The sequence below is a fragment of the Pseudomonas sp. ASL3 genome (assembly GCF_056680425.1).
Genome location: NZ_CM155281.1, coordinates 5,025,235 through 5,038,708, shown reverse-complemented (window position 1 = coordinate 5,038,708; position 13,474 = coordinate 5,025,235). Strand labels below are relative to the sequence as shown.

Sequence of the window (13,474 nt, the reverse complement as noted above, 5' to 3'; positions counted from 1 at the left end):
ACCTTGTCAGCGCCCTGTGCGATCTGGAAACAGACTCTTAACAGTCCAGTGGGTTGCGTTTTTCAGGGTCGATGCCGAATCGGGCAATGGCTTCAGCCACCACTTTAGGTTCGATATCGCCGCGATCAGCCAAGGCTTCCAGAGCTGCCAGCACCACGAAGTGACGGTCGACTTCAAAGAAGTGACGCAGCTTCTTGCGGCTGTCGCTGCGGCCGAAACCGTCAGTGCCCAGGACTTTGTATTCCTTGCTTGGTACCCACTGACGAATCTGGTCAGCGAACAGTTTCATGTAGTCGGTCGACGCGATCACCGGACCTTTACGGCCGTTGAGACACTCTTCCACGTAGCTCAGGGCAGGTTTCTGACCTGGGTGCATACGGTTGCTGCGTTCTACGGCCAGGCCATCGCGACGCAGTTCGTTGAAGCTGGTAACGCTCCAGACGTCGGCGCCGACGTTGAACTGCTCACGCAGGATTTTCGCGGCTTCACGCACTTCACGCAGGATGGTGCCCGAACCCAGAAGCTGAACGTGGTGCGCCGCTTCCTTGGTGTCGTCTTCGAGCAGGTACATGCCCTTGATGATGCCTTCCTCTACACCGGCCGGCATGGCGGGCTGGACGTAGGATTCGTTCATCACGGTGAGGTAGTAGAAAACGTCCTGCTGCTCTTCGAACATCAGGCGCATGCCTTCGCGGATGATGACCGCGAGTTCATAGCCATAAGTCGGGTCGAACGTGCGGCAGTTCGGGATGGTCGAGGCCAGGATGTGGCTGTGACCGTCTTCGTGCTGCAGACCTTCGCCGTTGAGCGTGGTACGACCGGCCGTGCCGCCGACCAGGAAGCCACGGGTGCGGCTGTCGCCAGCGGCCCAGGCCAGGTCACCGATACGTTGGAAACCGAACATCGAATAGAAGATGTAGAACGGAATCATCGGTTGGTTGTGGCTGCTGTACGACGTACCGGCAGCGATGAAGGAGGACATGGCGCCCGCTTCGTTGATGCCTTCTTCGAGGATCTGACCTTTCTTGTCCTCGCGGTAGAACATCACTTGTTCTTTATCGACTGGCTCGTAGAGCTGGCCGACGGACGAGTAGATGCCCAACTGGCGGAACATACCTTCCATACCGAAGGTACGGGCCTCGTCCGGGATGATCGGAACGATACGCTGGCCGATTTCCTTGTCCTTGACCAGTTGCGACAGAATCCGCACGAAGGCCATGGTGGTGGAGATTTCGCGATCGCCGGAACCGTCGAGGATGGCCTTGAGGGTGTCCAGTGGTGGCGTCGGCAGGTTGAAGCTCTTGGCGCGACGCTGTGGCACGAAACCGCCCAGTGCTGCACGGCGCTCGCTCAGGTAACGGGCTTCGGCGCTGCCTTCTTCGGGTTTGAAGAACGGCAGGTTGTCCAGCTCGGAGTCCTTGACCGGGATGTCGAAGCGGTCACGGAAGCTTTTCAGGCTGTCGACATCGACTTTCTTGGTGTTGTGCGCGGTGTTCTTCGCTTCACCGGCGCCGGTGCCATAACCCTTGATGGTCTTGGCCAGCACCACGGTCGGTTGACCCTTGTGGTTGACTGCCTGGTGGTAGGCCGCATACATCTTGTACGGGTCGTGGCCGCCACGGTTGAGTTTCCAGATTTCGTCGTCCGACAGGTCTTCGACCATCGCCTTGAGTTCAGGCGAGTTGAAGAAGTGTTCCCGTACGAACGCGCCGTCTTTGGCTTTGTAGTTCTGGTACTCGCCGTCGATCACTTCGTCCATCCGGCGTTGCAGAATGCCGTCGGTGTCTTTGGCCAGCAGTGGGTCCCAGAAACGGCCCCAGACCACTTTGGTCACGTTCCATTGAGCGCCACGGAACACACCTTCGAGTTCCTGGATGATCTTGCCGTTGCCGCGCACCGGACCGTCGAGACGTTGCAGGTTGCAGTTGACGACGAAGATCAGGTTGTCGAGTTTTTCACGACCGGCCAGGGCGATTGCGCCCAGGGATTCCGGCTCGTCGGTCTCGCCATCGCCAAGGAAGCACCAGACTTTCTGCTTGCCTTCAGGGATGTAACCACGGTGTTCCAGGTACTTCATGAAGCGTGCCTGGTAGATCGCCTGGATCGGGCCAAGGCCCATGGACACAGTCGGGAACTGCCAGAAATCTTTCATCAGCCACGGGTGTGGATAAGACGACAGACCCTTGCCATCGACTTCCTGACGGAAGTTGTTCATCTGGTCTTCAGTGATCCGGCCTTCCATGAACGCGCGAGCGTAGACGCCCGGCGAAGCGTGACCCTGGAAGTAGATCAGGTCGCCGCCATGTTCGTCGGTCGGTGCCTGGAAGAAGTAGTTGAAGCCGATGTCATACAGCGTCGCACTGGAGGCGAAGCTGGAGATGTGACCGCCCAGGTCGGGATCGTTCAGGTTGGTTTTGACAACCATGGCCAACGCGTTCCAGCGTACCAGCGAGCGAATGCGGCGTTCCATGAACAGGTCGCCAGGCATGCGTGCTTCGTGGGTGACTGGAATCGTGTTGCGGTAGGGCGTGGTGATGGCGTAAGGCAGCTGTGAGCCACTTCTGGTGGCCAGCTCGCCCATACGGGTCATCAAATAGTGAGCACGGTCTTCGCCTTCTTTGTCGAGAACCGATTCCAGGGCGTCCAGCCATTCCTGGGTTTCGACGGGATCGAGGTCTTGCATGGCTTGCTCCAGGGCGGAAAGGCTTCCAGAATCGGTTGCCTGAGTTTGCGACTGGCCTTGTGGGCAGACGACATAAATTCTTGGATTACCGGAGGTTGTACCGGCGTCGTGTAGTTTTACTACAAATCGTTGGCTATTTCAGCCTTTCGAGTAGTCGCCTCAGTAGTAAAACTACAGAAGAGCGACTGATGGGCTCCTGTTGTGTTGTGAGATAAATCGTTAATGTGAGTGTGAAGCGAATTAAAGCGGGTGAAAACTTGATGCTGGCTGCCAATAAATATGTTTTTTCAGCTATTTATAACTTTTGTTCGACGATCCATTCCGTAGCGTGTTTCTTGCTGTCACGGCAGCCAACCCTTCGCACGCCGACCAAGGATAGACCATGAGCCTCCCTTTGCTGGCCGATCTGCCGGCCATCCTGCTGCCATTTGTCACCCGTGCGCAACAGTCGTTTCGCACCGCCGTTGCCGCGTTATCCGACGATGCTCTCGCGACGCTGGACGCCTGGCCCGCCGCGCGCCGCGCTGCGTTCGACCGCGTATGTGCGGCCAGCGATTTTTTCGTCGATCAAGTGTCACGCGATCCGCAGATGTTGCTCGACCTGGCCGCCTCTGGCCAACTGGAGCGCAGTTATGCCGTGGGCGAGTTGCGCGAGCAGGTCGCTGCCGCGGTGCAGACCGCCGACACTGAGGATGGATTGGGCCGCCATTTGCGTCGGCAACGAACCCGGCATCAAGTGCGCATCGTCTGGCGTGACCTGACCCGTCAGGCCGATCTGGTAGAAACCTGCCAAGACCTGTCGGACATGGCCGATGCCTGCATCGATCTGGCCTATCAATGGTTGTATCAACGCCATTGCCAGCAATTCGGCACGCCCACCGGGCGGCGCAGCGGTGAGCCGCAGCAGATGGTCATCCTCGGCATGGGCAAGCTGGGGGCGGTCGAACTCAATCTGTCGTCGGACATCGACCTGATCTTCGGCTACCCCGAAGGTGGTGAAACCCAAGGGGTCAAGCGTCCGCTGGATAACCAGGAGTTCTTCATTCGTCTGGGGCAGCGGCTGATCAAGGCGCTGGACCCGATCACCGTCGACGGCTTCGTGTTCCGCGTCGACATGCGCTTGCGGCCTTACGGGTCGTCCGGCGCGCTGGTGCTCAGTTTTAACGCGCTGGAGCAGTATTACCAGGATCAGGGCCGCGACTGGGAACGCTACGCGATGATCAAGGCGCGGGTGGTCGGCGGCGATCAAGTGGCGGGCGCGCAGTTGCTCGACATGCTGCGTCCGTTCGTCTATCGGCGTTACCTGGACTTCTCGGCGATTGAAGCGCTGCGCACCATGAAGCAGCTGATTCAGCAGGAAGTCCGGCGCAAGGGCATGGCCGAGAATATAAAGTTGGGTTCTGGCGGGATTCGCGAAGTCGAGTTCATCGCCCAGGCGTTCCAGCTGATTCACGGGGGGCGCGACCTGAGCCTGCAACAGCGCCCCTTGCTGAAAGTGCTGCACACCCTGGAGGGCCAGGGTTACCTGCCACACGCGGTGATTGACGAACTGCGTGAAGGGTATGAATTCCTGCGTTATACCGAACATGCGATCCAGGCCATCGCCGACCGCCAGACCCAGATGCTACCTGACGGCGCGCAGGATCAGGCGCGCATCGCTTTTATGCTGGGCTTTGCGGACTGGGGAAGTTTCCACAAGCAGTTGATGCGCTGGCGTGGCCGGGTGGATTGGCATTTTCGCCAAGTCATTGCCGATCCTGATGAAGAGCAGGGCGATGAAGGCGAAATGGTGGTTGGTGGCGAATGGTTTGCGCTGTGGGAAGAATCCCAGGATGAAGAGGCCGCGTGCCGACAGTTGCAGGAAGGTGGTTTCGTCGATGCCACCAAGGCGCTGAAGCAGTTGTCAGCCCTGCGCGGTAGCCCGCAATTGCGCTCCATGCAACGCTTGGGTCGCGAGCGTCTGGATGCGTTTATTCCACGGTTGCTGGCTCAGGCGGTGGAGCATGACAGTCCCGATCTGGTGTTGGAGCGGGTGCTGCCGTTGGTCGAAGCCGTCGCTCGACGCTCGGCCTATCTGGTGCTGCTCACGGAAAACCCCAGTGCCTTGCGCCGCTTGCTGACGTTGTGTGCGGCCAGCCCGTGGATCGCCGAACAGATTGCGCGTTTCCCGTTGCTGCTCGATGAACTGCTCAACGAAGGCCGCTTGTTCAGCCCGCCGTTGGCGCCGGAGCTGGCAGCGGAGTTGCGCGAGCGGCTGACGCGCATCCCTGAAGATGACCTCGAACAACAAATGGAAGCCCTGCGTCACTTCAAGCTGGCTCATCGGTTGCGTGTGGCGGCGTCGGAAATCACCGGCAGTTTGCCGCTGATGAAAGTCAGCGATTACCTGACCTGGCTGGCCGAGGCGATTCTTGAACAGGTGCTGGCCCTGGCCTGGCGCCACACCGTCGCCAGGCACGGCACGCCGGTTCGCCCCGATGGCAGCTTGTGCGATCCGGGTTTCATCATTGTTGGCTATGGCAAGGTCGGCGGGATCGAACTCGGCCATGGTTCGGATCTGGATCTGGTGTTCATTCACGATGGCGATCCGCAAGCTGAAACCGACGGCGTCAAGCCTATCGACGGTGCACAGTTCTTCACCCGGCTGGGCCAGCGGATCATCCATCTGCTGACTACCCAGACCAACTCCGGCCAGTTGTACGAAGTCGATATGCGCCTGCGGCCGTCCGGTGCATCGGGGTTGTTGGTCAGTTCGCTGGGGGCGTTCGACCGCTATCAGCAGAACGAAGCCTGGACCTGGGAACATCAGGCGCTGGTGCGTGCGCGGGTGCTGGTGGGCAGTCATGAAGTGGGTGCTGCGTTCGAAAAAGTGCGTGCTGCGGTGCTGGGCCGCGAACGCGATCTGCCCACGCTGCGGGTGGATGTGAGTGAGATGCGCGCCAAGATGCGCGACAACCTCGGCAGCAAGGCGACCGCCGCCGGAACCGCCGAAAATGCCTTCGAAGCCACGTCGCCATTCGATCTCAAGCAGGACGCCGGTGGTATCGTCGATATCGAATTTATGGTGCAATACGCGGCCTTGGCTTGGTCCAGAGAGCATCCAGCGCTACTGCGTTACACCGATAACATCCGTATTCTCGAAGGCCTTGAGCAGGCCGGGTTGATCCTCGACACGGATGCCAACCTGTTGCGCGAGGCCTATAAAGCCTACCGTGCAGCCGCTCACCGGCAGGCTTTGCAGAACGAGGCCGGGGTGATCAGTGGCGATCAATTTCATGCCCAGCGGCGTGAAGTGTTGCGGATCTGGGCTGAATTGGGTTTGAGTTAGAAATGGTATCCGGCAAGTCTTTAAAGGCTTGCCTCACTTGTCTGACAGCTCTGAAAACGCCGTCAGGTACAGGATTTGAGGAGCGCAATGATGTCGATGGCCGATCGTGATGGCGTTATCTGGTATGACGGCAAGCTGGTTCCGTGGCGCGATGCCACCACCCACGTTCTGACTCATACCCTGCATTACGGCATGGGTGTATTCGAAGGTGTACGCGCCTATGAAACCCCGCAAGGCACAGCGATTTTCCGGTTGAAGGCGCACACTGACCGGCTGTTCGATTCCGCCCACATCATGAATATGAAGATTCCGTTCTCGAAAGACGAAATCAACGAAGCGACCCGCCTTGCGGTGCGTGAGAACAATCTCGACAGCGCCTACATCCGGCCGATGGTGTTCTACGGATCCGAAGCCATGGGCTTGCGCGCCACTGGCCTGAAAGTCCACGTGATCATCGCGCCCTGGAGCTGGGGCGCGTACATGGGCGAAGAAGCACTGCGTACCGGCATCAAAGTGCGGACCAGTTCGTTCACCCGTCACCACGTGAATATTTCCATGACCCGCGCCAAGGCCAACGGTAACTACATCAACTCGATGCTGGCGTTGCAGGAAGCCTTGTCCGGCGGTGCCGACGAAGCGCTGTTGCTTGACCCGGAAGGCTTTGTCGCCGAAGGTTCGGGCGAGAATGTGTTCCTGGTCAAGGACGGTGTGGTCTACACCCCGGATGTCACGGCCTGCCTGAATGGCATCACGCGCAGTACGGTGCTGACCCTGGCTGAAGAGTTCGGCATCAAGATTGTCGAAAAGCGCATTACTCGCGACGAGGTGTACATCGCCGACGAAGCGTTCTTCACCGGTACTGCCGCGGAAGTGACGCCGATCCGCGAAGTCGATGGCCGGCAGATTGGTATCGGCAGTCGCGGACCTGTGACCGAGAAGCTGCAAAAAGCCTATTTCGATCTGGTCAGTGGCAAAACCACTGCTCACGCCGAGTGGCGGACGTTGGTCAAATAAGCGCTATATAAGCTATGACAGGGAGGCGTCAGGTTGTGTGGAAATGTCACGCAGCCTGATAAGCCTCCCTGCTCGTTTCTGGTCGTATTTGGATTAAGCATGAGAATTCTGATCGTTGGGCCAAGCTGGGTCGGTGACATGGTAATGGCGCAAACGCTGTTCCAGTGCCTGAAGCAGCGTCATCCTCAGTGCGAAATCGATGTGTTGGCCCCTGAGTGGAGCCGGCCGATCCTTGAGCGCATGCCTGAAGTGCGCAAGGCCCTGAGCTTTCCGCTCGGCCATGGCGTGCTTGAATTGGCGACCCGCCGCCGGATTGGCAAGTCGCTGGCGGGCCAGTACGATCAAGCGATCCTTCTGCCTAATTCGCTGAAGTCGGCGCTGGTGCCGTTTTTTGCCGGCATCCCCAAGCGCACCGGCTGGCTTGGCGAGTTTCGTTACGGGCTGCTCAACGATGTGCGCACCCTGGACAAGCCGCGTTATCCGCTGATGATCGAACGCTTCATGGCCTTGGCCTATGACGCGGGTGTCGAGCTGCCCCTGCCTTATCCACGGCCAAGCCTGAAAATCGATGCGGCCACTCGCGACGTGGCGCTGGCCAAGTTTGGTTTGAGCCTGGACCGCCCGCTGTTGGTGCTGTGCCCCGGCGCCGAGTTTGGCGAATCCAAGCGCTGGCCCGCCGAGCATTACGCCAAGGTCGCGGAGACCAGGATCCGCGAGGGCTGGCAGGTCTGGTTGTTCGGTTCGAAAAATGACCACGCCGTGGGCGAGAGCATTCGTAACCGGTTGATTCCCGGCCTGCGTGAAGAATCGGTGAACCTCAGTGGCGCTACGTCGCTGGCGGAAGCAATTGATCTGATGTCCTGCGCTGACGCAGTGGTTTCCAATGACTCGGGACTGATGCACGTCGCCGCGGCGCTCAATCGACCGTTGGTGGCTGTGTACGGTTCGACCTCGCCGGGCTTCACGCCGCCGTTGGCCGAGCACGTCGAGATCGTCCGGTTGGGCATCGAGTGCAGTCCGTGTTTCGACCGTACCTGTCGTTTCGGTCATTACAACTGCCTGCGCCAACTTGAACCAAAATCCGTGGTCGAGGCGCTGGAGCGTCTGGGCGGCGGCACACCGGTCGAGGTCACCTGACTTTGTGTAGCTTGCGGGTACTGCTGATCAAAACCTCGTCCCTGGGGGATGTGATTCATACGCTGCCAGCGTTGACCGATGCTGCGCGGGCGCTCCCCGGTATTCAGTTCGATTGGGTGGTGGAAGAGGCCTTCGCCGAGATCCCGACCTGGCACCCGGCAGTGGCCGAGGTGATTCCGGTGGCGATTCGGCGCTGGCGCAAGAACCTCTGGCAAACCCTGCGCAATGGCGAGTGGCGAGGCTTGAAGCAGCGCCTGGGCGAGACTGATTACGACCTGGTCATCGACGCTCAAGGCCTGCTGAAAAGTGCCTGGCTGACGCGTTACGTCAAGGCGCCCATTGTTGGTCTTGACCGGCTATCTGCACGCGAACCGTTGGCCAGTCGGTTTTATGATCGACCGTATCCGGTGGATCCTGAGCAGCATGCCGTAGAGCGCTCGCGCCAGTTGTTCGCTCAAGCGCTGGGTTATCAAGTCCCGGCCGGGCTGGGCGAATACGGCCTGGATCGATCGCGGTTGCTGGATGCGCCCGCCAGTGAACCGTTCGTGCTGTTTCTGCACGGCACGACGTGGGCGACCAAGCACTGGCCGGAAATCTACTGGCGGCAGTTGGCTGAGCTCATGGGTAACCGCGGCTTGCAAGTGCGCCTGCCATGGGGCAATCCGGCCGAGCTGGCGCGTGCCGAGCGCATTGCGCTAGGTCTGGATAACGTCGTGGTACTGCCCAAACTGAACCTGGCGGGCGTCGCCAGGGTGTTGGCGGGCGCTCAGGCTTGCGTCGCGGTGGATACCGGCCTGGGGCATCTGGCCGCTGCGCTGGACGTGCCAACCCTGTCGTTGTTCGGTCCGACCAACCCCGGCTTGACCGGTGCCTACGGCCAATCGCAGGTGCACATCGCCAGCGATTTTCCCTGCGCGCCGTGTCTGCGAAAGAAATGCACTTATCGCCCGACCGCTGAAGATCAGCGCCGGTTCGATTTAAAACGCGAGTGGCCTTTATGCTTCACTCGCTTGAATCCCGAGCGAGTAGCGAGCCAATTGGGCGCGCTATTGCTGGTAAAGGAACCAGGCTGATGCAACTGGCGTTTGTGCTTTACAAATATTTCCCGTTCGGCGGACTGCAACGCGACTTCATGCGCATTGCCCTGGAGTGCCAGCAGCGCGGGCATCAGATTCGTGTCTACACCTTGACTTGGGAAGGCGACGTGCCGCACGGTTTCGACGTGGTGGTGGTGCCGGTCAAAGCGATATTCAACCATCGGCGTTACGAAAAACTCAGCGCGTGGGTGGAAGCGGATTTGCTCAAGCGTCCGGTGGACCGTGTGATCGGCTTCAACAAAATGCCTGGCCTGGACGTGTACTATGCCGCCGATGGCTGCTACGAAGACAAGGCGCAAAACCTGCGCAACGCGCTGTACCGCCGCTGGGGTCGCTATCGCCACTTCGCTGCCTATGAGCGTGCGGTGTTCGCCAAAGGCGCGAAAGCCGAAATCCTGATGATTTCCGAGGTGCAGCAACCGCTGTTTATCAAACATTACGACACGCCGCTTGAGCGCTTTCACCTGCTGCCACCAGGCATCGGCCAGGACCGTCGCGCCCCAGCCGATGCGCCGCAGATTCGTGCCGAGTTCCGGCAGGAGTTCGGCCTCGCGGACGACGATTTGTTGTTGGTGCAGATCGGCTCCGGGTTCAAGACCAAGGGGGTGGATCGAAGCATCAAAGCGCTGGCCGCCTTGCCATCGGATCTGAAAAAACGTACTCGACTGTTTGTCATCGGCCAGGACGACCCCAAAGTATTTCAGGTGCAAAGCACTGCGCTGGGGCTGGGCGAACACGTGCAGTTTCTCAAGGGGCGTAGCGACATTCCGCGTTTTCTGCTGGGTGCCGATGTGTTGATCCACCCGGCGTACAACGAAAACACCGGCACCGTTCTACTCGAAGCGCTGGTGGCCGGTTTGCCGGTGTTGGTCAGTGCGACCTGTGGTTACGCGCATTACATCGCGCAAGCCGACAGCGGTCTGGTGCTGGACGAACCGTTCGAGCAATCGCAGCTCAATCAATACCTGGCGACCATGCTCAAGGATGAGGCAGCACGCACGGCCTGGGGCCGTCATGGTCTGATCTTCGCCGATACGGCGGATCTCTATAGCATGCCGCAGCACGCGGCCGATGTGATTCTGGCGGAGCACCACGGATGAAACTGATCCTCGCTGAGCCGTTCAAAAGCCTCTGGAGTGGACGCGATGCGTTCGCCGAGGTCGAGGGTTTGGACGGCCAGGTTTATCGCGAACTCGAAGGTCGGCGCACCTTGCGTACCGAAGTCGAGGGGCGCGGGTATTTCGTCAAGATTCACCGGGGCATCGGCTGGGGTGAGGTGGTCAAAAACCTGATCACCGCCAAGCTGCCGGTGCTGGGTGCGGGTCAAGAGTGGAAGGCGATCAACCGCCTGCACGAAATCGGTGTGCCGACCATGACCGCCGTCGCCTATGGTGAACGCGGCAACAATCCGGCGGCGCAGCATTCGTTCATCGTCACCGAAGAACTGGCGCCGACGATCAGCCTGGAAGATTACTGCATCCATTGGCGCCAGGAACCGCCGCCGCCGCGACTCAAGTGGGCGCTAATCGCCGAGGTCGCGCGCATGGCCGGCATGATGCATCGCGCCGGGGTCAATCACCGTGACTGCTACATCTGTCACTTCTTGCTGCACACCGATAAGCCGGTGACGGCCGAGGACTTTAAACTGTCCGTGATCGACCTGCACCGCGCCCAGACACGTCCAACGATCACCCAGCGCTGGCGCAACAAAGACCTGGCTGCGCTGTATTTCTCGGCGCTGGACATCGGCCTGACCCAACGTGACAAATTGCGTTTTCTGCGCGGTTATTTTCAACAGCCGTTGCGCCATATCGTGGCTAAGGAATCGGCGTTGCTCAGCTGGCTGGAGAGCAAGGCCAACAAACTGTACGAGCGCAAACTGCGTTACGGAGGTGCGCTCTGATGGTGACCTGGACGTTGAGCTGCTCGGGCAAAAATGCATGCGTCATATCGTCAGCTTTTTCGAGGGGCGGGAATGAGTGACTTCATCGCACCAGCCGACCGTGGGTTGCTTGAACGCCACGGTCTGGCTGACTTTGAGGCGTTGTGGGAAGTGCAACTGGACGCCGTCGACGATCTCGGCACCGGGCGCGGCGGTTGGAGTAGCGTGTTTCGCCTGGAGCTGGAAGGCTCCGGCTTTTACCTTAAGCGCCAGAGCAACTATCTGATCCGTAGCCTGCATCGTCCGTTTGGCGAGCCCTCGTTTTCCCGCGAGTTTCGTATTCTCAACCGCTATCAGGCACTGGGGATCCCGGCGTTGCATGCGGTGTTCTACGGCGAGCGCAACGTGGAAGGCGAACGCCGAGCGATTCTGCTGACTCGAGCGCTGGACAACTGGACTGATCTGGATGCGCTGTTGCCTCGGTGGTTGACGTTGAGTACCCATCAGCGTCTGGGGATCCTTCAGGCCTGTGGACAACTGGCGCGTACCCTGCATGCTGCGGGGCAGATTCATGGTTGTTTCTATCCCAAGCATATTTTCCTGCGCTCGCGCTCGAATGCTTATCACGCTCAGTTGACTGATCTGGAAAAGACCCGGCCCGTGCTGTTCGGTTGGCGTGACCGGATCAAAGACCTTGAGCCGTTGTTGCATTTCGCGCCGATCTGGAACGAAGCCGAGGTGCGCGAATTGCTCGCGACATATTTGCAAGCGCCGATCGACAGTGCGTTGGTCGATACGTGGTGGCAGCGGCTGGCGAAGCGCAGCAGTTATAAAGAGGCTAGCTAATGCGGTTGTCTGAACTGAAAACGGCCGGCCGCACGCCTGCACTGCCGATGAACCTGGCGCTGGCGGATGCTGTCGGCCCGGCTGAGTTGCAGCTGTTGACCTTGCTGCGTGTGTTGCCGGGGCAGCGCTATGTCGGTGCCGGGATTTGGCGCGGGCGTCCAGTGCTGGCGAAATTGCTGGTTGGCTCCAAAGCCGCGCGGCACTTTCAGCGTGAGCGGGCCGGTGTGCGCCTGCTCGCCGAGCAAGGCATGACCACGCCCTTGCTGTTGGCCGATGGCCTGCAGGACGGCGAGGGCGGCTGGCTGTTGTTCGAGTTTCTGGAACCGACGCAAAGCCTGGGTGAGGCCTGGGCTGAAGTCGAACAGCTGCCGGTTCTGGCGGACGAGCAGCAGGCCGTGTTGGGCGAGGCGTTGTCGGCCATCGCGCATTTGCACAGCAAGGGCCTTTGGCAGGAGGACCTGCATCTGGACAACCTGCTGCGTTACAACGGCCAGTTGTATCTGATCGACGGCGGCGGAATTCGCGTCGAGCAGGCGGGCAAGTCGTTGTCGCGGCAACGGGTGCTGGAAAATCTCGGTGTATTTTTCGCCCAGCTGCCCAAAACCCTTGAGCCGTTCACTGAAGAATTGCTGGTGCATTACCTGCTGAGCAATGGCGAACATGGCTTGCCGATGGAAGCGCTGCAAAAGCAGATCGACAAGACTCGCGGCTGGCGCCTGAAGGACTACCTCAGCAAGGTCGGTCGTGATTGCAGCCTGTTCAGCGTCAAGACCGGTGCCTTTGGTTTGCGCGTGATGCGTCGCGAAGAAGAAGCCGCGATGACGCCGGTTTTGGTGCAGGCCGATGCCTGGCTTGATCAGGGGCATCTGTACAAGACCGGCGGCTCGGCCAGTGTCGGGCGAGTGGACATAGCCGGTCGACCGCTGGTGATCAAGCGCTACAACATCAAGAATTTCGCTCACTGGCTCAAGCGTTTCTGGCGCCCGAGTCGTGGTTGGCATTCGTGGCGTGAAGGCAATCGGCTGGCGTTCCTCGGCATCGCTACGCCCAAACCGCTGGCGTTGCTGGAGCAGCGATTCTTCTGGCTGCGACGCAAGGCGTATCTGGTGACCGAATACCTGCCGGGGCCGGACATCATCGAGCGATTCGCGCCCTATGTTGAATCGGGTGATGTGCCGGAGATTGAATTGCAGGCATTGGATTTGCTGTTTGCACAACTGCTGCGTGAGCGGATCAGCCACGGCGATCTCAAAGGACACAACGTGTTCTGGCACAAGGATTGTTGGGCATTGATCGACCTTGATGCGATGCGTCAGCACACGTCGAGCACATCCTTCGCTACTGCGTTTGCCCGTGATCGTGCGCGGTTAATGCGCAACTGGCCAACCGACAGTGCGCTGCGCCAGTTGCTGGAGCAGCGCTTGCCGCAGGGTCCATTTTAAAACACGGTGTGCCTGACTCACCGCCTTCGCGGACAAGTCCGGTCT

General features: G+C 59.7%; 9 protein-coding genes. 8 read left to right on the top strand and 1 reads right to left on the bottom strand.

Going from position 1 to position 13,474, the window contains the following annotated elements:
- Positions 1-37 precede the first annotated feature (37 nt).
- Complete coding sequence (gene aceE, locus AC1MEE_RS23195; RefSeq protein ID WP_480411855.1) at positions 38-2,683, bottom strand: pyruvate dehydrogenase (acetyl-transferring), homodimeric type; 2,646 nt, start codon at positions 2,681-2,683, stop codon at positions 38-40.
- A 382-nt stretch (positions 2,684-3,065) separates the two neighbouring features.
- Between aceE and glnE the strand changes: the two genes are divergently transcribed.
- From glnE to AC1MEE_RS23155, 8 genes are all read left to right on the top strand, one after another.
- On the top strand, positions 3,066-6,011 hold the full coding sequence (glnE, locus tag AC1MEE_RS23190) for a bifunctional [glutamate--ammonia ligase]-adenylyl-L-tyrosine phosphorylase/[glutamate--ammonia-ligase] adenylyltransferase (protein WP_480411854.1): 2,946 nt from the start codon (positions 3,066-3,068) through the stop codon (positions 6,009-6,011).
- A 90-nt stretch (positions 6,012-6,101) separates the two neighbouring features.
- On the top strand, positions 6,102-7,025 hold the full coding sequence (locus tag AC1MEE_RS23185; protein ID WP_480411853.1) for a branched-chain amino acid transaminase: 924 nt from the start codon (positions 6,102-6,104) through the stop codon (positions 7,023-7,025).
- 99 nt (positions 7,026-7,124) lie between these two features.
- The gene (waaF, locus tag AC1MEE_RS23180; protein ID WP_480411852.1) at positions 7,125-8,162 is read left to right on the top strand and encodes a lipopolysaccharide heptosyltransferase II; all 1,038 of its coding nucleotides are present in this window, start codon (positions 7,125-7,127) and stop codon (positions 8,160-8,162) included.
- A gap of 11 nt (positions 8,163-8,173) precedes the next feature.
- Positions 8,174-9,235 carry a lipopolysaccharide heptosyltransferase I gene (gene waaC, locus AC1MEE_RS23175; protein WP_480416318.1) on the top strand — a complete coding sequence of 354 codons (1,062 nt, stop codon included), beginning with the start codon at positions 8,174-8,176 and terminating at the stop codon, positions 9,233-9,235.
- Positions 9,235-10,359 carry a glycosyltransferase family 4 protein gene (locus AC1MEE_RS23170; RefSeq protein ID WP_480411851.1) on the top strand — a complete coding sequence of 375 codons (1,125 nt, stop codon included), beginning with the start codon at positions 9,235-9,237 and terminating at the stop codon, positions 10,357-10,359. The genes waaC and AC1MEE_RS23170 overlap by 1 nt, the downstream gene beginning before the upstream one ends.
- A complete protein-coding gene (gene rfaP / locus AC1MEE_RS23165) occupies positions 10,356-11,162 on the top strand; it encodes a lipopolysaccharide core heptose(I) kinase RfaP (RefSeq protein WP_480411850.1) in 807 nt (268 codons plus the stop codon). Before AC1MEE_RS23170 ends, rfaP begins: the two co-directional genes overlap by 4 nt.
- A 72-nt stretch (positions 11,163-11,234) precedes the next feature.
- Positions 11,235-11,987, top strand: coding sequence for a lipopolysaccharide kinase InaA family protein (locus tag AC1MEE_RS23160; RefSeq protein ID WP_480411849.1), 753 nt, complete (start codon positions 11,235-11,237; stop codon positions 11,985-11,987).
- A complete protein-coding gene (locus AC1MEE_RS23155) occupies positions 11,987-13,429 on the top strand; it encodes a lipopolysaccharide kinase InaA family protein (RefSeq protein ID WP_480411848.1) in 1,443 nt (480 codons plus the stop codon). The genes AC1MEE_RS23160 and AC1MEE_RS23155 overlap by 1 nt, the downstream gene beginning before the upstream one ends.
- Positions 13,430-13,474 lie beyond the last annotated feature (45 nt).

Bases quoted from the DNA above. Each gene is read 5' to 3' on its own strand.
- aceE (WP_480411855.1), bottom strand. From the start codon at position 2,683: ATGCAAGACCTCGATCCCGTCGAAACCCAGGAATGGCTGGACGCCCTG.
- glnE (WP_480411854.1), top strand. From the start codon at position 3,066: ATGAGCCTCCCTTTGCTGGCCGATCTGCCGGCCATCCTGCTGCCATTT.
- AC1MEE_RS23185 (WP_480411853.1), top strand. From the start codon at position 6,102: ATGTCGATGGCCGATCGTGATGGCGTTATCTGGTATGACGGCAAGCTG.
- waaF (WP_480411852.1), top strand. From the start codon at position 7,125: ATGAGAATTCTGATCGTTGGGCCAAGCTGGGTCGGTGACATGGTAATG.
- AC1MEE_RS23170 (WP_480411851.1), top strand. From the start codon at position 9,235: ATGCAACTGGCGTTTGTGCTTTACAAATATTTCCCGTTCGGCGGACTG.
- rfaP (WP_480411850.1), top strand. From the start codon at position 10,356: ATGAAACTGATCCTCGCTGAGCCGTTCAAAAGCCTCTGGAGTGGACGC.
- AC1MEE_RS23160 (WP_480411849.1), top strand. From the start codon at position 11,235: ATGAGTGACTTCATCGCACCAGCCGACCGTGGGTTGCTTGAACGCCAC.
- AC1MEE_RS23155 (WP_480411848.1), top strand. From the start codon at position 11,987: ATGCGGTTGTCTGAACTGAAAACGGCCGGCCGCACGCCTGCACTGCCG.